Source organism: Rhodovibrio sodomensis, from assembly GCF_016583645.1.
GTDB classification, from domain to species: Bacteria; Pseudomonadota; Alphaproteobacteria; order Kiloniellales; family Rhodovibrionaceae; genus Rhodovibrio; species Rhodovibrio sodomensis.
Window position 1 is genome coordinate 1 of sequence record NZ_NRRL01000007.1, and the last position, 19,711, is coordinate 19,711.

Consider the following 19,711-nt stretch of genomic DNA (forward strand, 5'->3'; position numbering starts at 1 on the left):
CGCCCGCACGCCCCGACCGAAGCCGAGGAGCAGGCCCACCAGGCCATGCTCGCCAAGCTCTCGAATCCGCTGTGGCAGCAATAGGTTTTTGGGTCACCACGAAGACACCAAGACACTAAGCAAGAGTTTCTCACCACAGAGGACACTGAGATCACAGAAAAAGTAGCGTACTGCGCGCGAAGCCCGCTAAGAATACGCGTCCTTTGGTACCGATATATTTTAGATCAAGCGCACTTTCTTCTATCTCTGTGGTCTCCGTGCCCTCTTTGGTGAATCCCTTATTCCCTTGGCGTCTTGCTGGTGAACAAAAAACGCCGGACTGCGGCACCTGCGCAGCCCGGCGTTTGATCGAACCACGATGGACGCGGGCGCTTAAGCCTGCTGGCCGTCGCCGTTCTGGTCCGGCTGCTGGGCCGCCTCGGTCTGGCGCGCCTTCTGGTCGCGGTAGAGGCGGGTGAAGTCGACCGGGTTGATCAACAGCGGCGGAAAACCGCCCTCGCGCGTGGCGTCGGAGATCACGTTGCGCGCGAACGGGAACAGGTAGCGCGGCACCTCGATCAGCAGCAGGGTCTCGCGCTGCTGCTCGGTGACCTCGCCCGACAGCGTGACCAGTCCGCCGTACTTCAGTTCGATCACGAACGCGGTGTGATCCTGCAGGGTCGCCTTCACCTCGGCGGTCAGGACCACCTCGTAGGTGTTCTCCTGCAGCCGCGTGCCCTGCACGTCGATCGAGACCTGCGCGCTCGGGCTCTCCTGCATGTTGACGTAGATCCGCGGCGCGTTCGGGTTCTCGAACGACAGATCCTTGACGTACTGCGTGTGGATCGTGATCCCGCGCTGGTCCGGCTGCTGCTGCGCGCTCTGCTGCGCACTCTGCGGGGCGCCGTCGGCGCCGCCCTGCTGGCCCTCGGCCGGGCCGCCGTTGCTGCTGTCGTCCTGTGCCATGTCTGTTGCCTGCTGGAGTGCCTGGTCGGTGAGCGGTGGGTGCGGCGAATGCACGCGGGAACCGCCCGGGCGGGATCGCGCGCCCCGCCGGCCGGTCGAAGCCGCGCGTTGGCTAGCACGAACGCCGACCCCTCACAACCACGCGCCGCGCGGGGACGGAAAGGCGGCCGCGGGCGAGTCCAAGCGGCAGGATCCCGGAAGCTCGCGCGAACCTGCCCTAGAGCTACATGCTTGAAGGCCGATACGGCCTGTGAGCTGAATGTAGCTCTAACTTGTTGAAGATAGGGCAAGAGTCAGCTGAAAGGCGATTCCACCTTTCAGCATCTTGCCTTAGCGCCGCAACCGGCGGTTCGGGTCGTTGGGGTCGTCGTTGGCGTTGGCGTCGTCCGGCTCGCGGGTGACGTCCTGGTAGTCCGCGTCGATCACCCCGTCGTCCGGCCCGCCGCGCCCGCCGAACGGGCCGCCCGGCCCGCCGGGACCGCGCGGACCGCCTGGTCCGCCCGGACCGCCCGGACCGCCCGGTCCGGCCTGGTGGGTGTAGACCCGCGCCTCGGCACGTTTACGGACGTAGGGACCGACCACCTGCAGCAGCAGCCGGCGGAACGGCGCGAGGAACATCAGCATGCCGACCACGTCGGTGACGAAGCCGGGGGTCAGCAGCAGCGCGCCCGCGAACAGCAGACACACGCCGTCGAACAGCGTCTGGGTTGGGATTTCGCCCTGGTCCAGCTGGCGGCGCAGCTTGTTGACCGTGGCGAGGCCCTGCGCGCGCAACTCGATCGAGCCGACGAGCGCGGTCAGGATCACCAGTCCCAGGGTGGGCCACAGGCCGATCCAGCCGCCGACCTGGATCAGGACGGCGATTTCGACGATCGGCACGGCGATGAACAGAACGAGGAGGATGAGACCCATACTTGCCCTTTCCCAGCTTAACTCCTATGTGTTGAGGACGTAGGCGATGCGCAAGCGGGCGGATCCGGGCTGCCTCGAAAACGCGCGCAAGACGCATCCGCGAACCCGCGCGCCGCGGCGGGGTCGACCGGCCCGAACAGGGCACCGGAGACCGCCGGGGTGGGCATGAGCAATACGTGCCGATGCGGCTTGTCGTCGAGGCGGACGCCTGACATTTCGGCGTGAGCCGGTCGCCGGGTCGACCGCACCAACGCCAGGACATAGGCCTGCTTCCATGGGTGAAGGCTTCCAGTTTTTCGACATCATTCTGTTCGCCGCGATCGCGGCGTTCCTGGTGCTGCGTCTGCGCAGCGTGCTGGGCAAGCGCACCGGGCACGAACAGCGGCCCGGGCAGGATCCCTTCCAGCCCTCGCGGCAGCGCCAGCAGCAGGGCTCCGACGGGTCGGACCGCGACACCGTGGTTCCGATGCCCGGACGCGCCGAGGACAACGGCGTGACCGACGAGGACCTGAAGAAGGCGGCCGACAAGGCGGAAACGCCGCTGTCCGCCGGCCTGACGCAGATCAAGCTCGCCGACCGCGACTTCGACGAGGACGGCTTCGCCGAGGGCGCCAAGGGCGCCTTCGAGATGGTCGTCAACGCCTACGCCCAGGGCGACCGCAAGACCCTGCGCCAGCTGCTCGCCAACGACGTCTACGGCGACTTCGAACAGGCGATCGACGAACGCGAGAAGGCGGGGCAGACGCTCGAGACCACCCTGGTCAACATCCGCGAGGCGGAGATCATCGAGGCCGAGCTCCAGAACCGCACCGCGTTCGTCACGGTCAAGTTCGTCTCCGAGCAGATCAATGTGCTCAAGGACGCCGAGGGCAACGTGGTCGAGGGCGACGCCGAGCAGGTGCTGGACGTCACCGACATCTGGACGTTCGCCCGCAACACCCGCTCGCGCGACCCGAACTGGACCCTGGTGGCGACGCGCAGCCCGGAGTAGGGTCCGTCGAACCAGCGGCGACGGGACGTCCCAAGATCATGCGACTCCAAGCGATTCCGGGCGCGGCCACACGATGGGTCGCGCTCGTTTTCTGTGCCCTCACGCTCGCGGCCTGCGGCGACGCGCCGAAGCCGCAACCCGCGGCGGACGCCGAGCGCGAGCCGCGGCTGCTGCTGGCTCGGGTCGCCTTTGCCGACCTGCCGGGCTGGCAGGACGATACGCTCGCCGACGCCCTGCCCGCGCTCAAGCGCTCCTGCGCCAGGCTGATGCAGCGCGCCGACGACGCGCCGGTCGGGCCCGACGGGCGCGCCGGCACGGTTGCCGACTGGCAGGCCCCGTGCGCCGCGCTCGCGGAGCTGTCGGCGGACGACGGCGCGGCCGTGCGCGCGGCGCTGGAACGTCACTTCGTCCCGTTCGCCGCGGAAAGCCCGGACGGACCCAAAGGCCTGTTCACCGGCTACTACGAGGCCAGCCTGGACGGCGCGCGCGAACGCCGCGGGCCCTATCAGCACCCGATCTACGCTCGCCCGGACGACCTGGTCACCGCCGACGTCGCCAAGTTCCGCGCCGACCTGAAGCCGACCCGGATCGTCGGCCGGGTCCAGGACCAGCGCCTGGTGCCCTACTACACCCGGGCGGAGATCTGGGACGGCGCGTTGCGGGACCGCAACGACCTGCCGCTGTTCTACGCCGACGATCCGGTCGACGTGTTCTTCCTGCACGTCCAGGGCTCGGGCGTGGTCGAGCTGCCGGACGGCACGCGCCAGCGGGTCGGCTACGCCGCCAACAACGGCCACGAGTTCTTCGCCATCGGCCGCGCCCTGATCCGCTCCGGCGAGATGGACGGGCAGGACATGTCGATGCAGGGCATCCGCGACTGGCTGCGCGCCCATCCGGACAAGGCCGACGCCCTGATGCGCCAGAACCCGCGCTTCATCTTCTTCCGCAAGATCGACGGCCCCGGGCCGATCGGCGCGCAGGGCGTGGCGCTCACCGCCGGCCGGTCGCTCGCGGTCGATCCCGCCTACATGCCACTCGGCGCGCCGGTGTTCCTGGACACCACCCACCCGGTCACCAAGCAGCCGCTGCAGCGCCTGATGGTCGCCCAGGACACCGGCAGCGCGATCCAGGGCCCGGTCCGCGGCGACTTCTTCTGGGGCTCCGGCGAACCGGCGCTCGCAAAAGCCGGCCGGATGAAGCAGCAGGGCCGCTACTACCTGCTGCTGCCCGAAAGCGTCGCCGCCCGCCGGGCGGGGAGCTAGCGGCGTCCCGGCTTGTGTGACGGGTGACCCGGCGGGTCCCTCTCCCTCGAGGGGAGAGGATAGGTGAGGGTGAGACTCCTCGGCGTACGGCGGGGACTCCCACCCTCACCCTCCCACAGGCCTTCGGCCCGCGGGCCCCGCCCTCTCCCGTCAAGGGACAGGGAGGGGTTTGGCGGCATGCCACCACCATACCCGTGTTTAACGTGAAACACCGTCCCTGGTCGCTGCCGCTGCGCGGCTTGCCTTATACCGGCGCCAAGGCCATTTTGGCGCGCGTATATGGGGAGGCGAAAAATGGCCGCGAAGGCTGAACACACGGGCGCGCCCAGCGCGCCGCCGCGCCCGCCGCGGGTCGGGCTGTTCGTCACCTGTCTGGTCGACTTCGTCCGGCCGAGCGTCGGCTTCGCGGGCGTCAAGCTGCTGGAGGACGCCGGCTGCAGCGTCGAGGTGCCGAAGGCGCAGACCTGCTGCGGCCAGCCGGCGTTCAATTCCGGCGACCGGCAGGACACCAAGCTGATTGCCCAGCAGGTGATCCGGGCGTTCCGCGACGTCGACTACGTCGTGGTGCCGTCGGGCTCCTGCGGCGGCATGATCGCGACCCATTATACCGAGCTGTTCGAGGACGACCCGGACCTCGCGCGCGACGCCGAGGATCTGGCCTCGCGAACCTACGAGCTGCTGCAGTTCCTGGTCGACGTCATGGGTGTGGACGCGGTCGACGCCAACTTCGAGGGCAAGGTGACCTATCACGACGCCTGCGCCGGCCTGCGCGAACTGGGCCTGAAGGGCCAGGCGCGCACGCTGCTGTCGTCGGTCGCCGGGCTGGAGCTCGCCGAGCTGGCGGACACCGAGGTGTGCTGCGGCTTCGGCGGCACCTTCTGCGTCAAGTACCCGGAAATCTCCAACCAGATGGTCGACGGCAAGGCGCAGTCGGTCGAGGCGACCGGCGCGGACACGCTGCTGGCGGGCGAGCTCGGCTGCCTGATGAACATCGCCGGCAAGCTGCAGCGCCGCGGCTCCGCCGTGCACGTCCGCCACGTCGCCGAGGTGCTGGCCGACATGACCCACGCGACGCCGCCGATCGGCGAGGCCGCGGGCGAAAGCCCGCCCGAGCTGGAAGCCGCGGCGGCCGGAAAGGAGGCCTGAGCCATGCAGCCGACCTCCCACGCCTTCAAGGAAAACGCGGCCAAGGCGCTCGACAACCAGCAACTCCAGCGCGCGCTCGGCAACATGAAGCAGGGCTTCATCGTCAAGCGCCAGAAGGCGGTCGACCGGCTGCCCGAGTTCGACCAGCTGCGCGACCACGCCAAGGAGGTCAAGGACCACGCGCTGGAGCACCTGGACTTCTACCTGGAGCAGTTCGAGGACCGCGTGAATTCCCAGGGCGGCCAGGTGCACTGGGCGCCCACGGCCGAGGACGCCCGGCAGCACGTGCTCGAGATCTGCCAGCGCCGCGGCGCCGGGACGGTGACCAAGGGCAAGTCGATGGTCGCCGAGGAGCTCGGCCTCAACGAATTCCTGGAAAGCCACGAGATCGTGCCGGTCGAGACCGACCTGGGCGAATACATCATCCAGCTGCGCGGCGAGCCGCCCAGCCACATCATCGCGCCGGCGGTGCACCTGAACCGCGACCAGGTGGAGGCGGACTTCCGCAAGCACCACCTGCAGTTCCCGCCCGAGCGCGCGCTGTCGGAAGCCCGCCAGCTGGTCAACGAGGCGCGCACGGTGCTGCGCCAGCGCTACCTGGACGCCGACATCGGGATCACCGGGGCGAACTTCCTGATCGCCGAGACCGGCGCCACCGTGATCGTCACCAACGAGGGCAACGGCGACCTGACGCAGTGCCTGCCGCGGGTCCACGTGGTGATCGCCAGCCTGGAGAAGATCGTGCCCACGCTGGAGGACGCGACCACGATCATGCGCGTCCTCGCCCGCTCCGCCACCGGTCAGGAGCAGACGGTCTACACCACCTTCTCCGCCGGGCCGAAGCGCGCGGGCGATCTGGACGGACCGGACGAGTTCCACGTCATCCTGCTGGACAACGGCCGCTCGGCGATGCTGGGCAGCGAATTCCAGGACATGCTGCGCTGCATCCGCTGCGGGGCGTGCATGAACCACTGCCCGGTCTACCACGCGGTCGGCGGCCACGCGTACGGCTGGACCTATCCGGGCCCGATGGGGGCGGTGCTCACGCCCAGCCTGATCGGCGTCAACGAGGCCGGGCACCTGCCCAACGCCTCCACCTTCTGCGGGCGCTGCCAGTCGGTCTGCCCGATGCATATCCCGCTGCCCAAGATGATGCGGCACTGGCGCGAGCGGGAGTACGAGCGCCATCTGCAGCCGCTGCCCGCGCGCACCGGCCTGAAGCTGTGGGCGGCGCTGGCCCGCCGGCCGGGGCTGTATCAGCTGGCGACCCGGCTGCAGGCCAAGGCGATGCACCTGGTCGGTAAGCGCAAGGGCCGGTTCGGCTGGCTGCCGCTCGCCGGCGGCTGGACCCGGCACCGCGACTTCCCCGCGCCGGAGGGCAAGACGTTCCAGCAGCTCTGGGCGGAACGCCAGCGCGACCGGGACGCGGCGCCAGCCAAGGACCAGCCGGCCGAATGAGCGTGCAGAACAGCCAACGCGCGCGCGTGCTCGGCGCCGTCCGGCGGTCGCTCAAGCGCGGCCCGCTGACCGGCGAGCGGCTGAACGCCGTGCAGCGGCGCACCGCCAACCCGCCGCGCGGGCCGGTTCCCGCGCGCGGCCAGCTGGGCCGGGAGGAGACGGTCAAGCTGTTCCAGCAGATGGCGGAAGAGGCCGCGGCCACGACCCAGCGCCTGGACACCATGGCGGAGGTGCCGCAGGCGGTGCTGTCCTACCTGCAGGGCCGCAACGAGGCGGCGCAGGCCAGGCTCGCCCCGCACCCCGAGCTGACCGAGCTGGACTGGCACGATACGGCGCCGCTGCTGCAGGTCGATCAGGGCGCGGGCGAAGAGCAGACCGGCGTGGGCGTCTCGCGCGGCTTCGCCGGGGTGGCGGAGACCGGCACGCTGCTGCTCTATTCGCGCGAGACCAGCCCGACCACGCTGAATTTCCTGCCGGCCACTCACGTCGTCGTGGTGCGCGCGGCCGAGGTGCTGGGCGTCTACGAGGACGTCTGGGACCGGCTGCGCGAACGCCTGGGCCGGCGATCCGACGGAGCCGACGGCGCGTGGTCGGACAACTGGCCGCGCACCGTGAACCTGATCACCGGCCCGTCGCGCACCGCCGACATCGAGCAGACGCTGCAGCTGGGCGCGCACGGGCCGATGAACCTGCACGTGCTGGTGGTCGGCGCGGCGGACGCGGACTTCGGGGGCGATGAGCGCGGATGATACCCCCGGCGGCCGGGCACGCCGGCGGCGCGAACGCGTCGCCAGCCGGGCGGAACGCGACCTCTGGCAGGAGGTGATGCGCGACGCCACGCCGATGCGCCACAGCAAGCGCGCCCCGGTCGACGTGCCCGATGCCAGCCCGGACGCCCGGCCGACGAAACCCGCGACCGGCTCCGACGCGTCCGCCAAATCCGCGGATGGCAAGCCCGCCAAGGCGCCGCCGCGCCCGCAGCCGACCCCGCCGATCCAGCCCAGGAAAGCGCCCGATCCCGGGGTCACGCCGGGTCGGCTGCACAACCTCGACCGGCGCACCGCCGACCGGCTGAAACGCGGCCGGCTGGAGATCGAGGGACGGATCGACCTGCACGGCATGACCCGGGCGGCCGCCCAGGACGCGCTGACCGGCTTCATCGTCGCCGCCGCCGACCGGGGCCAGCGCTGCGTGCTGGTGATCACCGGCAAGGGCACCTTTTCCGGCGGTCCGGGCGTGCTCAAGCAGGAAGTGCCGAAGTGGCTGAACATGTCGCCGCTGCGCGAGCGCATCGTGGCGGTCAACGCGGCGCAGCCGCGCCACGGCGGCGGCGGCGCGCTCTACGTCCTGCTCAAGCGCAAGCGCGGCTGAGCGCCCGGCCCCGTACGACGGACCGGACGAGGGCGCCGCGGCCGCGTCCGATTCCGGGACCCGCGGCCGGGCCGCGGCGTCGTGGGGTTTATCAAGCGGACTGAATAAGATACCGATGGGATGCGGCGGCCGGGTCGGCCAGGGTCTCCGGCCGGGACCGCGCCGGTCCACGGAATCGCTCTAACTTCAAGCGGTTGATCGCCGCGTTTCCACGGGTCACCTTCACGCAAGAGCCGGGGTTTGTGTCGTGCGCGGGCGCGGACGTTACGCGGGCGAAACGGCCCCTGGCTTCGCGAGGGAAACGCCACGGGAGGTCCCATGACCCCATTCGGCCAGCGCCTACGCGACCTCCGCGGCGAGCGCGGCCTGACCCTGAAGCAGATGGCCGCGGACCTGGGCGTCTCGCCCGCCTATCTCTCGGCGCTGGAGCACGGCCACCGCGGCCGGCCGAACCGGCGGTTCGTGCACCGGGTGTGCCAGGCGCTCAACATCATCTGGGACGACGCCGAGGAGCTGCAGCGCCTGGCCGACCTGTCGCACCCGCGCGTGACCGTGGACACCAGCGGCCTCAGCCCCGAGGCGACCGAGCTCGCCAACCGCCTGGCCGAGCAGATCCACGGCCTGGACCGGGAGACGGTCAACCGCATGCTGTCCGACCTGCGCCAGCGCGCCGCCGACAACGCCGGCGCCCAGGACCCCAATGCCGGCGACACTGGCGAAGCCCCGGCCCAGAACCGCCGCTCGGCGTAGGGATACCGGCGTTTTCAACAAGCTGTGCACGCTTAATATCCCCTCTCCCTTCTTGAGGGGAGAGGGAGGGGCCCAGGTGCCGAAGGCGCGTGGGAGGCTGAGGGTGGGAGTCCCCGCTCTACGCCGAGGAGTCTCACCCTCACCTGTCCTCTCCCCTCCAGGGAGAGGGACCCGCCGCGACGGCCGTCGTCATCCGGATGCCGCCGCTTGCGCGCATACCGTTGCGATATGGGTGTCGTAGGGCGGGTGCGCGCTTGCAACCCGCCGTTTTATCCGTCCGGCGTTACGGTGGATTGCCGCGGAGTGTGGCGAATCCACCCTACAGGGCACCGGGTCTAAAGAATAAACTTCGACAGGTCGGTGTTCTTGGCGAGGTCGGCGACCTGGGTCTGGACGTAGTTGGCGTCGATCGTGACTTCCTCGCCGCTGCGTTCGCTGGCGGTGTAGGAAATCTCGTCGAGCAGCCGTTCCATCACGGTGTGCAGCCGCCGGGCGCCGATGTTCTCGACGCTGGCGTTGATCTCGGCCGCCAGGTCGGCGAGCGCGTCGATCGCGTCCTCCTTGAACGTCAGGGTGACGTTCTCGGTCTCCAACAGCGCGCGGTACTGCCGGATCAGGCTGTTCTCCGGCTCCATCAGGATGCGCTTGAAATCGTCGCGCTGCAGGGCCTGCAGCTCGACGCGGATCGGCAGCCGGCCCTGCAGCTCCGGCAGCAGGTCCGACGGCTTGGCGTAGTGGAACGCCCCGGAGGCGATGAACAGGATGTGGTCGGTCTTCACCGTCCCGTGCTTGGTCGCGACCTGGGTTCCCTCGATCAGCGGCAGCAGGTCGCGCTGCACGCCTTCCCGGCTGACGTCGCCGCTGGCCTGGCTGGCGGCGGTGATCTTGTCGATCTCGTCCAGGAAGACGATGCCGTTGTCCTCCACCGTGCGGATCGCCTGGCTGGACAGCTTGTCCTGGTCCAGCAGGTTGTCCGCCTCCTCCTCGGTGACCTGCGCGAGCGCGTCGGCGACCCGCATCTTGCGGGTTTTCTGCTTGCCCTGGCCGAAGGCTTTCCCGAACAGCTCGTTCAGGTTCATCATCCCCATCTGGCCGCCCTGCATGCCGGGGATGTCCATCATCGGCATGCCGCCGCCGGAATCCGACACGGCGATGTCGATCTCGCGGTCGTCCAGCTCGCCGCCGCGCAGCATCCGGCGGAACTTGGTGCGGGTCTCGCCCTGGGCGTTCTGGCCGACCAGCGCGTCCAGCACCCGCTCCTCGGCGTTCAGCTCGGCGGACGCCTGGACCTCCTTGCGCAGCCGCTCCCGGGTCATCGAGATCGCGATCTCGACCAGATCGCGGATGATCTGCTCGACGTCGCGGCCGACGTAGCCGACTTCGGTGAACTTGGTCGCCTCGACCTTGAGGAACGGCGCGCGGGCCAGCTTGGCGAGCCGGCGGGCGATCTCGGTCTTGCCCACGCCGGTCGGCCCGATCATCAGGATGTTCTTGGGCAGCACCTCCTCGCGCAGCTCGTCGGGCAGCTGCTGGCGGCGCCAGCGGTTGCGCAGCGCGATCGCGACCGAGCGCTTGGCGTCCTTCTGACCGACGATGTAGCGGTCCAGTTCGGAGACGATCTCGCGCGGGGTAAAGGCGGCGTCGCCGGCCTTGCGCTTGGCCTGCTGGGCGGCCTGCGGGCCGCTGCCGCCGGTGCCGCCCGGGCTGGCGGCGTCGCGGTTGGGCTGGGTATCGCTGTCAGCGGGCATCGAGTTTCTCGATCGTGATGGCGTCGTTGGTGTAGATGCAGATGTCGCCGGCGATCTTCATCGCCTTCAGCGCGATGTCCTCGGCCGTGTAGCCGTCGACGTCCAGCAGGCCGCGCGCGGCCGCCAGCGCGTAGGGGCCGCCGGAGCCGATGCCGATCAGGCCGTCCTGCGGGTCCAGCACGTCGCCCGTGCCGGTCAGCACCAGGGAATGCTGCGGATCGGCGACCGCCATCATCGCCTCCAGCCGGCGCAGGTAGCGGTCGGTGCGCCAGTCCTTGGCGAGCTCGACGCAGGCCCGCTTGAGCTGGCCCGGATGCTGCTCGAGCTTGGCCTCCAGGCGCTCGAACAGCGTGAAGGCGTCGGCCGTCGCCCCGGCGAAGCCGGCGATCACGTCGCCCTTGGTGCCGAGCGGGCGGACCTTGGTCGCGTTCGCCTTCATCACGGTTTGGCCGAAAGTGACCTGCCCGTCGCCGGCGATCACCACCTGGTCGCCCTTGCGCACCGACAGGATCGTCGTGCCGTGCCAGGGGGCGGGGGAATGCGGCTGTTGGGAATCCTGCGCGTCCTGTGCCATGCCTGACAAATGAGGGAGTGGGGACCGGCGTTCAAGACGCGCCGTGCTGGCGGGCGTCCGGCGATCCTGCTACAAGTCCGCGCGCTGAGCGAAAACGGCCACAGTAGCGGGTCCCTCTCCCTTGAGGGGAGAGGCTAGGTGAGGGTGGAAATCCCCGGCGTACGGCGCGGAGTCTCACCCTCACCCTCCCACGAACCCGACGGTTCGCGGGCCCCTCCCTCTCCCCTCGAGGGAGAGGGGATTCAGCGCCCTCGAGGGCGTGGGGATGAGAGAACGAAGGACGTGAGGGCCATGCGCGAAGGGCGCGTCGAGCGGAAGACGAACGAGACCGAGATCGCGGTCCGGGTCAACCTGGACGGCCAGGGCGACTACCAGATCGATACCGGGATCGGCTTTCTGGACCACATGCTGGCCCAGCTGGCCCGGCACGGCCTGCTCGACCTGGAGATCGCGGCCAAGGGCGACCTGCAGATCGACGCGCACCACACCACCGAGGATACCGGCATCGCCCTCGGCCAGGCGGTGGCGCAGGCGCTGGGCGAACGCACGGGCGTGCAGCGCTACGGCCATGCCTACCTGCCGATGGACGAGACGCTGACGCGGGTCGCGCTCGACCTGTCGAACCGGGCGTATCTGGTCTGGAAGGTCGACTTCAGCCGCGACAAGGTGGGCGACTTCGACACCGAGCTGTTCCGGGAGTTCTTCCAGGCGTTCGCGCAGCACGCCGGGATCACGCTGCACGTCGAGACGCTGTACGGCGACAACAACCACCATATCGCCGAATCCGCGTTCAAGGCCCTGGCCCGGGCGCTGCGCGCGGCGGTCGAGATCGACCCGCGCAAGGCCGACCAGGTCCCGTCCACCAAGGGCGCGCTGTAGCGCCCACCCGTCGCCGCGGCGCGCGCCGCCGCCCGGCACGCGTCCGATCTCGTTGCGTAGGCGAAACGTCATGACCCGCAGCACCATCGCCGTGATCGACTACAGTTCCGGCAACCTGCGCTCGGCCGCCAAGGCGCTGGAGCGTGCCGCCGGCGAGGCCGGCGTGCGCGCCGACGTCCGGGTGACCGACCACGCCCGGGAGGTGGTGGCGGCGGACCGGATCGTGCTGCCCGGGGTGGGCGCGTTCGGCGACTGCTGGCGCGGGCTGAACGCGCTGGACGGTGTGGTCGACGCGCTTAACCGAACCGTGATCGACGGCGGCCGGCCGTTCCTGGGCATCTGTGTCGGCATGCAGCTGATGGCGACCCGCGGCCTGGAATACGGCGAGACCCCCGGGCTGGACTGGATCCCGGGCGAGGTCGCCGCGCTGCGGCCCGGCGACCCGGCGCTGAAGATCCCGCACATGGGCTGGAACGCGCTGGAGCCGGTCGCGCCGCGCCATCCCCTGCTTGAGGGCCTGAGCGCGGACGCGCACGCCTACTTCGTGCACTCCTACGCCGTCCAGCCGCGCGAGCGCGCGCACGTGCTGGCGACCACCGACTACGGCGGGCCGGTCACGGCCGTGATCGGGCGCGACAATCTGGTGGGCACGCAGTTCCATCCGGAGAAGTCACAATCGACCGGCTTGCGCCTGCTGACGAACTTTCTCACCTGGACGCCATGACCCAGCACACCGAGACCAAGGCGCCGGCGACCGCCGTCGAACTGATCACCGAGCTGGTCGGCGCGGACCTGCACGATCTGTGCGACGCCGCCGAGTCCGCGATTCAAGACGGCGGCGGCTTCGGCTGGCTGAAGGCGCCCGAACGCCACGTCATGGAATCCTACTGGCGCGGCGTGCTGCTGGTGCCGGAACGCGAACTGTTCGTCGCCCGGCTGGACGGCGTGATCGCCGGGTCGGTGCAGCTGCAGCGCGCGCCGCGCAACAACGAGGCGCAGGCCTATGTCGGCCAGCTGACCACCTTCTTCCTGGCGCCCTGGGCGCGCGGCCACGGCCTGGCACGCCGGCTGGTCGAGGCGGTCGAGGCGCGCGCGATCCAGCATGACCTGCAGGCGGTCACGCTGGACGTGCGCGACACCCAGACGCGCGCGATCCAGCTGTACGAGGCGATGGGGTACCGCCACTGGGGCACCAATCCCTATTACGCCCTGGTCGACGGGCGCTGGGTCGGCGGCCACTACTACGTCAAGCCGCTGGAGGCCTGGCAGGCCCGCCACCCCGAGCGCGCTGGCGGCGGCCCGTCCGGTGGCGGTCCGTCCGGCGGCGGTCCGTCCGGCGGGGGCGGGACCGGCGGATCCGGCGGGGCTGGGCGCTGATGCATCTGTTTCCGGCGATCGATCTGAAGGGCGGCCAGGCGGTCCGGCTGCTGCGCGGCGACATGGCGCAGGCCACCGTGTTCAACGACGATCCCAGTGCCCAGGCGGCGGACTTCAAGGCCGCCGGCTTCGGCTGGCTGCACCTGGTCGACCTGGACGGCGCGTTCGCCGGCCGGCCGGTCAACGCCGACGCGGTCGAGCGGATCGTGACGGCCGTCGGCGACACGCCGGTGCAGCTGGGCGGCGGCATCCGCGACCTCGCCACGGTCGAGCGCTGGCTGGCGCGCGGCGTCGCCCGGGTGATCCTGGGCACCGCCGCGGTCAAGGATCCGGACCTGGTCGCCCAGGCCTGCCGCGCCTTTCCCGGACGGATCGTGGTCGGGATCGACGCCCGCGCCGGCCGGGTCGCGACCGAGGGCTGGGCCGAGACCAGCGACCTTGCCGCCGCCGATCTGGCGCGCCGGTTCGAGGACGCGGGCGTGAGCGCGATCGTCTATACCGACATCGACCGCGACGGCGCGCTTGAGGGCGTCAACGTCGACGCGACGGCGGCGCTTGCGCGCGCCGTCGATATCCCGGTGATCGCCTCGGGCGGCGTCTCGGGGCTCGAGGATATCCGCCGGCTGATGGCGGTCGAGCAGGACGGCGTGACCGGCGCGATCCTGGGCCGCGCGCTCTACGACGGCCGGATCGACCCGCGCGCCGCGCTCGAGCTGACCCGCCAGGAGGCGCGAGGCGAGCCATGCTGAAGGCGCGGATCATCCCCTGCCTGGACGTCAAGGACGGCCGCGTGGTCAAGGGCGTCAACTTCGTCGGGCTGCGCGACGCCGGCGATCCGGTCGAGCAGGCCAAGGTCTACGACGCCGCCGGCGCGGACGAGCTGACCTTCCTGGACATCACCGCCAGCCACGAGGACCGCGGCATCCTGCTGGACGCCGTCCGCCGCACCGCGGAGGCCTGCTTCATGCCGCTGACCGTGGGCGGCGGCGTGCGCACGCTGGAGGATATCCGCCAGCTGCTGCTGGCCGGCGCGGACAAGGTCTCGATCAACACCGCCGCGGTGAAGACGCCGGAGTTCGTGCGCCAGGCGGCGGAGAAGTTCGGCGACCAGTGCATCGTGGTCGCGCTCGACGCCAAGGCGACCGACAACCCGGAGATCGCAAGCGGCTTCGAGATCTTCACCCACGGCGGGCGCAACGCGACCGGGATCGACGCGGTCGCGTGGGCGAAGAAGATGCAAGAGCTGGGCGCCGGCGAGCTGCTGCTGACCTCGATGGACCGCGACGGCACGCGGATCGGCTACGACATCCCGCTGACCCGCGCGATCGTGGACGCCGTCGGCATTCCGGTGATCGCGTCCGGCGGGGTCGGCGGCCTGGACCACCTGGTGCAGGGCATCCGCGAGGGCGGCGCCTCGGCGGTGCTTGCGGCCTCGATTTTCCACTTCGGCGAGCACACAATCGCGCAGGCGAAACGGGCGCTGCTGGACGCCGGCCTGCCCGCGCGTCCGCCGCACGTCTTCTAAATCAACTTCAGCGCGAACAAGCGAGCGACCGATCCGATGGCCCAGCGCGACAGCCACGTCCTGGACGAGCTCTACCAGGTGATCCAGAGCCGGCAGGGCGCGGATCCCGAGAGTTCCTACACCGCCAAGCTGCTGGCCGCCGGGCCGGACAAGGTGTCCAAGAAGCTCGGCGAGGAGGCGGTCGAGGCCGTGATCGAGGGGGTGCGCGGCGACAACGCCGCGCTCGCCGACGAAAGCGCCGACCTGTTGTACCATCTGCTGGTGCTGTGGACCGCGCGCGGGCTCGACCCCGACCAGGTCTGGCAGGCGCTGGAGGCACGGCTGGGCACCAGCGGCATCGCCGAGAAGATGGCGCGCAAGAAGCAGGCGTGAGGTGCGGAGCAACCCGCCAGCGAGGGAGCGAGACGACGATGGCCAGCTACGACGACAACAACGTGTTCGCCAAGATCCTGCGCGGCGAGATCCCCTGCGACAAGGTCTACGAGGACGACCACGTCCTGGCGTTCAACGACATCAACCCGCAGACGCCGACCCACGTGCTGGTGATCCCCAAGGGCCAGTACGTCTCCAGCGACGACTTTTTCAACGAGGCGTCCGACGCGGAGATCGCCGCGCTGTTCCGCGCCGCCGGCAAGATCGCCCGCGAGCGCGGGATCGTGGCCGACGGCTACCGCATCCTCGCCAACTGCGGCCGCGACGCCCACCAGGAAGTCCCCCACTTCCACCTGCACATCTTCGCCGGCTGTGACCTCGGCATCATGATCCGGCCGAACCGGTAGGGTTTGGCTCCGGGGTCGGCGGCTGCTGCCGCCATAGCGACTGCGGCAGCGCCAGCCGAGCGACAGCGATAGCCGAGGCGACCGCCTGACCCTCTGCCTCTGCTCCCCGTGGCGGCGAGGGGACCCACCGCGCCACCCTTGCCATCGCGCCGGCGCCGGTCGATGCTCCCGGCCGTTGCACGTGAAACCGCCCGGAGCCTGACGCCGCCATGCCGACCGAGTCGATTGCGCCGCAGCCGCCGCTGCCCCTGCGTCCGGAGGTGGCGGAATTGGAGCCGTCGAAGATCGTCGCGCTGTGGCAGCAGGGCTTCGGGCGCGACGACCTGATCCCGCTGTGGGTCGGCGAGGGCGACCTGACCACGCCGCAGGTGATCTGCGATGCGGCGACCAAGGCGCTCGCGGACGGGCATACCTTCTACACCCACAAGCGCGGCTGGCCGGAGCTGCTGGACGCGCTCGACGGCTACCACGGCCGGCTGCACGGAGTCCGGCCCGAGCCGGCGCGGCTGTCCCTGACCAGTGCCGGGATGAACGGCATCCAGCTGATCCTGCAGGCGGTGCTTCGGTCCGGCGACGACATGATCGCCCTGACCCCGGTCTGGCCGAACGCGCTGGCGGCGGCGAAGATCCACGGCGGGGCGATCCGCGACGTCCCGCTGGCCCGGCGCGCTGACGGCGGCTTCACGCTCGACGTCGACGCGCTGGACGCCGCGATCGGGCCCGCCACCCGCGCGATCTTCATGGCGAGCCCGTCCAACCCGACCGGCTGGACCGCCAGCGAGGCGGACCTGCGGGCGGTGATCGACCTGTGCCGGGCGCGCGGCGTCTGGCTGATCGCGGACGAGGTCTACCACCGCTTCGTCTACGATTCGGCCCAGCCGGCGAGCGCGCCCAGCGTGCTGCCGCTGATCGACCCGGAAGACCCGGTGATCGTGGTCAATTCTTTCTCCAAGACCTGGGCGATGACCGGCTGGCGGCTGGCCTGGCTGGTGCATCCGCCGTCGATGGGCCCGGCGTTCGATTCGCTGATCGAGTTCAACACCTCGGGCGCGCCCGCGTTCCTGCAGGCCGGCGCGCTGGCGGCGATCCGCGACGGCGAGGATTTCGCCCGCGAGATGGTCGAGCGCTGTGCCGCCGGGCGCGAGTTGGTGCTGCAGCGGCTGGGGGCGATGCGCCGGGTCACGCTGGCCCGGCCGGAGGGCGCGTTCTACGCCTTCTTCAAGGTCGACGGCGTCAGCGACAGCCTGGCCTACGCCCAGCAGATCCTGGAGCGCACCGGCGTCGGACTGGCCCCCGGGATCGCGTTCGGCGCCGCCGGCGAAGGCCACCTGCGGCTGTGCTTCGCCTCCTCGCAGACCCGCCTGGCGACCGCGATGGACCGGCTGGCGTCGCTTCTGGACGATTAGCCGTCGCCCGTGAAACAGGCGGTGACGCCGTTTGACGCGGGTCCTGTCGTACGGCCCCGACGCTGTGTCGATCGCGCGCAAACCCCCGTGAACCGGCGTTTTTCGCACATGCACAATACGCATGGCCGCGAGAGTCACCGGACATTGGACGCGTGAAACATCCGCTCCCAAATATCCGGGTGAACGGCGACGACGCCATGAATGCGCCGGTCGGCCGTGGACGGACCCGTTCAACCCGCGAGACGAAGTGAGATACCACCGATGACGATGCTGACCGCCGGCATGCTCCGCGATCGCCAGACCACGACCACCGAGACCGCCGCCAACCGCACGGGCGTGTTCCGGCGCCTGCGCAGCAGCCTGACGGGCGGCCGGCGGCCGATCCGGCGCACCGCCGCCGGGCGGCCGAACACCGTCCTGCTGCGCGACGTCGCCCTGGGCGGCACCGCCGCCAGCGCGGCCAACCGCTACCTGAAGGCGCTCGCCACCGGGCGTCGGGCGTAACGCCCGATCCGGTTCGCGACCGACCGGGCGGGCCGGCCGGGGGTTCTCGGGTCTTCTTGGCCCGGCCGGCCGCCCGGCGCACGCTGGACGCCGGACGCCGCCATGGGCGGTCCGGCGGCCCGCCTTGCCCGGGGCCGATGCCCCGGCCATTCAGACCTCCCTGTTGGACCTCTGCACCGCCGGCGGTCACCGGGCTCCCCCTTTTCCCGGCCGCCCGGCGGTGCTTTTTTATCCCGTATGGCCTCGTCTGGAGCGGAATCGAAGAAGGCCGAACCGAGCCGTAAGGGACGCCCGCCATGCCCGGCCGCCTGCCCGACTTCCAGCGCCTTGCCGATTACAACGCCTGGGCCAACGCGCGCCTGTACGACGCGGTCGCCGCGCTCAGTCCGGACGCGCTACGGGCGCAGCGGCCCGCCGCCTTCTTCGAATCGATCCTGGGCACGCTGAACCACCTGCTGGTGACCGACCGCATCTGGCTCGACCGGTTCCAGCACCTGCCGCCCGTCCACGGCCAGGTCGACGAACGGGTCCACGACGACCTGGACGCCCTGCGCGCCGCGCGCATCGCCGAGGACGCGCGGATCCGCCGGTTCGTGGGTCGCCTTGGGGAAGCCGACCTGGATGCCCAGCTCGCCTACAAGACGTCCAGCGGCGTCCCGCACAGCGACCCGCTGGGCGCGCTGTTGACGCACGTCTTCAACCACCAGACCCACCATCGCGGCCAGGCGCACGCGCTGATCCAGGAAGCCGGGCTGAGCCCGTCGCCGCTCGACCTGATCTACTACATGCGGGAGACCGGTTAGAGCAAGATGCTGAAAAGCCACTTTTCAGCTGTATCTTGCTTTCTCCTCAAGCAGTTAGAGAAAAATTCACGATGAAGGTCGACCAGACCGTCATCGATTTTGCTCTGGGCCGAATGCCGGCGGTCGCTCAGGTCAGCTCGGCGCGCAGCTTCTGCCGCAGCACGTCGAGCGCGACCAGGCCGCCGTCGGGCTGCACGGCGTGCCAGAAGGTCCAGCCGTTGCAGCTGGGCGCGCCCTGCACGGCGGCGCCGACCTGGTGGATCGAGCCCTTGTGGTCGGCGCTGACGATCGTGCCGTCGGCGCGGACCTTGGCGGTGAACTGCCGCCGCCCGCCGGCGTAGAGCAGGTCGCCCGGGTGCAGCTCGCCGCGTTCGACCAGCCAGCCGAACGGGATGCGCGGCGCGTCGCGCTTGCTTTCGATCGCCACCAGCGTGGGATCGTCGACCGGCACCACGCCGTCGATCCGCTGCCGGGCGGCGGCGGCGTAGTCGGCGTCCAGTTCGAAGCCCAGCCAGCGCCGGCGCAGGCGCCGGGCGACCGCGCCGGTGGTGCCGGAGCCCATGAACGGATCGGCCACCAGGTCGTCCGGCCGGGTCGAGGCCAGGATCACCCGGTGCAGCAGCGCCTCCGGCTTCTGCGTCGGGTGGGCCTTGCGCCCGCTGGCGTCCTTCAGCCGCTCCTGGCCGGAGCAGATCGGCATGGTCCAGTCGGAGCGCATCTGTAGATCGTCGTTCAGCGCTTTCATCGACTGGTAGTTGAAGGTGTACTTCGACTTCGGCGACTTGGCCGCCCAGATCAGCGTCTCGTGCGCGTTGGTGAAGCGCCGGCCGCGGAAGTTCGGCATCGGGTTGGTCTTGCGCCAGACCACGTCGTTCAGGATCCAGAAGCCCATGTCCTGGAGCAGCGCGCCGAGGCGGAAGATGTTGTGATAGCTGCCAATCACCCAGATCGAGCCGTCGTCCTTCAGCGCGTGCCGGGCGGCCGTCAGCCACTTCCGGCAGAACGCGTCGTAGGCCGCGAGGTCGTCGAACTGGTCCCAGGCGTCGTCGACGCCGTCGACCCGGGTGTTGTTCGGCCGGTGCAATTCGCCGCCCAGCTGCAGATTATACGGCGGATCCGCGAACACCAGGTCGACCGAGCCCGCCGGCAGGGCGTTCAGCCCGTCGATGCAGTTCTGCTCCAGTATCCGGTTCTCCGGCGGCCGCAGCTGCGGCTCCGCCGGCTGTGTGGTCGCCGCGGGCTGCTTGCCCCCGAAGGTCGGCCGGACCACCGATCCCATAC

Annotated in this window: 22 protein-coding genes; 17 read left to right on the forward strand and 5 right to left on the reverse strand. The window is 70.3% G+C overall.

The features are described from left to right. Positions 1-372: 372 nt before the first annotated feature. Positions 373-945 (reverse strand): protein-export chaperone SecB, encoded by a 573-nt coding sequence (gene secB / locus CKO28_RS05215; protein ID WP_200339486.1) that lies wholly within the window; start codon positions 943-945, stop codon positions 373-375. 330 nt (positions 946-1,275) lie between these two features. Further along, the gene (locus tag CKO28_RS05220) at positions 1,276-1,857 is read right to left on the reverse strand and encodes an FxsA family protein (protein ID WP_200339488.1); all 582 of its coding nucleotides are present in this window, start codon (positions 1,855-1,857) and stop codon (positions 1,276-1,278) included. Positions 1,858-2,131: 274 nt separating this feature from the next. On the opposite strand from CKO28_RS05220, the gene CKO28_RS05225 reads away from it, so the two are divergent. From CKO28_RS05225 to CKO28_RS05255, 7 genes are all read left to right on the forward strand, one after another. Then, positions 2,132-2,848, forward strand: coding sequence for a Tim44/TimA family putative adaptor protein (locus CKO28_RS05225; RefSeq protein ID WP_200339490.1), 717 nt, complete (start codon positions 2,132-2,134; stop codon positions 2,846-2,848). Positions 2,849-2,886: 38 nt separating this feature from the next. Further along, on the forward strand, positions 2,887-4,110 hold the full coding sequence (gene mltA, locus CKO28_RS05230; protein ID WP_200339492.1) for a murein transglycosylase A: 1,224 nt from the start codon (positions 2,887-2,889) through the stop codon (positions 4,108-4,110). A 294-nt stretch (positions 4,111-4,404) separates the two neighbouring features. Further along, a complete protein-coding gene (locus tag CKO28_RS05235; protein WP_200339494.1) occupies positions 4,405-5,256 on the forward strand; it encodes a (Fe-S)-binding protein in 852 nt (283 codons plus the stop codon). A 3-nt stretch (positions 5,257-5,259) separates the two neighbouring features. After that, a complete protein-coding gene (locus CKO28_RS05240; RefSeq protein ID WP_200339496.1) occupies positions 5,260-6,714 on the forward strand; it encodes a LutB/LldF family L-lactate oxidation iron-sulfur protein in 1,455 nt (484 codons plus the stop codon). Further along, the gene (locus CKO28_RS05245; protein WP_200339498.1) at positions 6,711-7,463 is read left to right on the forward strand and encodes a LutC/YkgG family protein; all 753 of its coding nucleotides are present in this window, start codon (positions 6,711-6,713) and stop codon (positions 7,461-7,463) included. The genes CKO28_RS05240 and CKO28_RS05245 overlap by 4 nt, the downstream gene beginning before the upstream one ends. Further along, positions 7,450-8,085, forward strand: coding sequence for a Smr/MutS family protein (locus CKO28_RS05250; RefSeq protein WP_200339500.1), 636 nt, complete (start codon positions 7,450-7,452; stop codon positions 8,083-8,085). The genes CKO28_RS05245 and CKO28_RS05250 overlap by 14 nt, the downstream gene beginning before the upstream one ends. A 318-nt stretch (positions 8,086-8,403) precedes the next feature. Beyond that, positions 8,404-8,835: a helix-turn-helix domain-containing protein gene (locus tag CKO28_RS05255; RefSeq protein ID WP_200339502.1), complete on the forward strand. Its 432-nt coding sequence runs from the start codon at positions 8,404-8,406 to the stop codon at positions 8,833-8,835. A 335-nt stretch (positions 8,836-9,170) separates the two neighbouring features. Here the strand turns inward: CKO28_RS05255 and hslU are convergent, their stop codons facing one another. Both hslU and hslV read right to left on the reverse strand, forming a co-directional pair. Then, positions 9,171-10,583, reverse strand: coding sequence for an ATP-dependent protease ATPase subunit HslU (hslU, locus tag CKO28_RS05260; protein ID WP_200339504.1), 1,413 nt, complete (start codon positions 10,581-10,583; stop codon positions 9,171-9,173). Then, positions 10,573-11,157 (reverse strand): ATP-dependent protease subunit HslV, encoded by a 585-nt coding sequence (hslV, locus tag CKO28_RS05265; protein ID WP_200339506.1) that lies wholly within the window; start codon positions 11,155-11,157, stop codon positions 10,573-10,575. The genes hslU and hslV overlap by 11 nt, the downstream gene beginning before the upstream one ends. Positions 11,158-11,448: 291 nt before the next feature. Between hslV and hisB the strand changes: the two genes are divergently transcribed. The 10 genes from hisB (at position 11,449) to CKO28_RS05315 (ending at position 18,430) form a co-directional block, all read left to right on the forward strand. Beyond that, the gene (hisB, locus tag CKO28_RS05270) at positions 11,449-12,036 is read left to right on the forward strand and encodes an imidazoleglycerol-phosphate dehydratase HisB (RefSeq protein ID WP_200339508.1); all 588 of its coding nucleotides are present in this window, start codon (positions 11,449-11,451) and stop codon (positions 12,034-12,036) included. Positions 12,037-12,106: 70 nt separating this feature from the next. After that, positions 12,107-12,760, forward strand: coding sequence for an imidazole glycerol phosphate synthase subunit HisH (gene hisH, locus CKO28_RS05275; protein WP_200339510.1), 654 nt, complete (start codon positions 12,107-12,109; stop codon positions 12,758-12,760). Next, a complete protein-coding gene (locus tag CKO28_RS05280) occupies positions 12,757-13,413 on the forward strand; it encodes a GNAT family N-acetyltransferase (protein ID WP_200339512.1) in 657 nt (218 codons plus the stop codon). The genes hisH and CKO28_RS05280 overlap by 4 nt, the downstream gene beginning before the upstream one ends. Then, positions 13,413-14,162: a 1-(5-phosphoribosyl)-5-[(5-phosphoribosylamino)methylideneamino]imidazole-4-carboxamide isomerase gene (gene hisA / locus CKO28_RS05285; RefSeq protein ID WP_200339514.1), complete on the forward strand. Its 750-nt coding sequence runs from the start codon at positions 13,413-13,415 to the stop codon at positions 14,160-14,162. Before CKO28_RS05280 ends, hisA begins: the two co-directional genes overlap by 1 nt. After that, positions 14,156-14,938, forward strand: coding sequence for an imidazole glycerol phosphate synthase subunit HisF (hisF, locus tag CKO28_RS05290; RefSeq protein WP_200339516.1), 783 nt, complete (start codon positions 14,156-14,158; stop codon positions 14,936-14,938). Before hisA ends, hisF begins: the two co-directional genes overlap by 7 nt. 36 nt (positions 14,939-14,974) lie before the next feature. Continuing rightward, positions 14,975-15,310 carry a phosphoribosyl-ATP diphosphatase gene (locus CKO28_RS05295; RefSeq protein ID WP_200339518.1) on the forward strand — a complete coding sequence of 112 codons (336 nt, stop codon included), beginning with the start codon at positions 14,975-14,977 and terminating at the stop codon, positions 15,308-15,310. Between the two features lie 38 nt (positions 15,311-15,348). After that, positions 15,349-15,717, forward strand: a complete 369-nt coding sequence (locus tag CKO28_RS05300; protein ID WP_200339520.1) for a histidine triad nucleotide-binding protein — start codon at positions 15,349-15,351, stop codon at positions 15,715-15,717. Between the two features lie 209 nt (positions 15,718-15,926). After that, positions 15,927-17,123, forward strand: coding sequence for a pyridoxal phosphate-dependent aminotransferase (locus tag CKO28_RS05305; protein ID WP_200339522.1), 1,197 nt, complete (start codon positions 15,927-15,929; stop codon positions 17,121-17,123). Between the two features lie 261 nt (positions 17,124-17,384). Continuing rightward, a complete protein-coding gene (locus tag CKO28_RS05310) occupies positions 17,385-17,627 on the forward strand; it encodes a hypothetical protein (protein WP_200339524.1) in 243 nt (80 codons plus the stop codon). A gap of 296 nt (positions 17,628-17,923) precedes the next feature. Next, positions 17,924-18,430 (forward strand): DinB family protein, encoded by a 507-nt coding sequence (locus tag CKO28_RS05315; RefSeq protein ID WP_200339526.1) that lies wholly within the window; start codon positions 17,924-17,926, stop codon positions 18,428-18,430. A gap of 127 nt (positions 18,431-18,557) precedes the next feature. Here CKO28_RS05315 and CKO28_RS05320 read toward each other — a convergent pair whose 3' ends face one another. Next, the gene (locus tag CKO28_RS05320) at positions 18,558-19,709 is read right to left on the reverse strand and encodes a site-specific DNA-methyltransferase (RefSeq protein WP_200339642.1); all 1,152 of its coding nucleotides are present in this window, start codon (positions 19,707-19,709) and stop codon (positions 18,558-18,560) included. Positions 19,710-19,711 lie beyond the last annotated feature (2 nt).

Bases quoted from the DNA above. Each gene is read 5' to 3' on its own strand.
- CKO28_RS05295 (WP_200339518.1), top strand. From the start codon at position 14,975: ATGGCCCAGCGCGACAGCCACGTCCTGGACGAGCTCTACCAGGTGATC.
- CKO28_RS05220 (WP_200339488.1), bottom strand. From the start codon at position 1,857: ATGGGTCTCATCCTCCTCGTTCTGTTCATCGCCGTGCCGATCGTCGAA.
- hisH (WP_200339510.1), top strand. From the start codon at position 12,107: ATGACCCGCAGCACCATCGCCGTGATCGACTACAGTTCCGGCAACCTG.
- CKO28_RS05310 (WP_200339524.1), top strand. From the start codon at position 17,385: ATGACGATGCTGACCGCCGGCATGCTCCGCGATCGCCAGACCACGACC.
- CKO28_RS05240 (WP_200339496.1), top strand. From the start codon at position 5,260: ATGCAGCCGACCTCCCACGCCTTCAAGGAAAACGCGGCCAAGGCGCTC.
- secB (WP_200339486.1), bottom strand. From the start codon at position 945: ATGGCACAGGACGACAGCAGCAACGGCGGCCCGGCCGAGGGCCAGCAG.
- CKO28_RS05235 (WP_200339494.1), top strand. From the start codon at position 4,405: ATGGCCGCGAAGGCTGAACACACGGGCGCGCCCAGCGCGCCGCCGCGC.
- hisB (WP_200339508.1), top strand. From the start codon at position 11,449: ATGCGCGAAGGGCGCGTCGAGCGGAAGACGAACGAGACCGAGATCGCG.
- CKO28_RS05320 (WP_200339642.1), bottom strand. From the start codon at position 19,709: ATGGGATCGGTGGTCCGGCCGACCTTCGGGGGCAAGCAGCCCGCGGCG.
- hslU (WP_200339504.1), bottom strand. From the start codon at position 10,583: ATGCCCGCTGACAGCGATACCCAGCCCAACCGCGACGCCGCCAGCCCG.
- CKO28_RS05300 (WP_200339520.1), top strand. From the start codon at position 15,349: ATGGCCAGCTACGACGACAACAACGTGTTCGCCAAGATCCTGCGCGGC.
- mltA (WP_200339492.1), top strand. From the start codon at position 2,887: ATGCGACTCCAAGCGATTCCGGGCGCGGCCACACGATGGGTCGCGCTC.
- CKO28_RS05225 (WP_200339490.1), top strand. From the start codon at position 2,132: ATGGGTGAAGGCTTCCAGTTTTTCGACATCATTCTGTTCGCCGCGATC.
- hisF (WP_200339516.1), top strand. From the start codon at position 14,156: ATGCTGAAGGCGCGGATCATCCCCTGCCTGGACGTCAAGGACGGCCGC.
- CKO28_RS05245 (WP_200339498.1), top strand. From the start codon at position 6,711: ATGAGCGTGCAGAACAGCCAACGCGCGCGCGTGCTCGGCGCCGTCCGG.
- CKO28_RS05255 (WP_200339502.1), top strand. From the start codon at position 8,404: ATGACCCCATTCGGCCAGCGCCTACGCGACCTCCGCGGCGAGCGCGGC.
- CKO28_RS05280 (WP_200339512.1), top strand. From the start codon at position 12,757: ATGACCCAGCACACCGAGACCAAGGCGCCGGCGACCGCCGTCGAACTG.
- CKO28_RS05250 (WP_200339500.1), top strand. From the start codon at position 7,450: ATGAGCGCGGATGATACCCCCGGCGGCCGGGCACGCCGGCGGCGCGAA.
- CKO28_RS05305 (WP_200339522.1), top strand. From the start codon at position 15,927: ATGCCGACCGAGTCGATTGCGCCGCAGCCGCCGCTGCCCCTGCGTCCG.
- hisA (WP_200339514.1), top strand. From the start codon at position 13,413: ATGCATCTGTTTCCGGCGATCGATCTGAAGGGCGGCCAGGCGGTCCGG.
- hslV (WP_200339506.1), bottom strand. From the start codon at position 11,157: ATGGCACAGGACGCGCAGGATTCCCAACAGCCGCATTCCCCCGCCCCC.
- CKO28_RS05315 (WP_200339526.1), top strand. From the start codon at position 17,924: ATGCCCGGCCGCCTGCCCGACTTCCAGCGCCTTGCCGATTACAACGCC.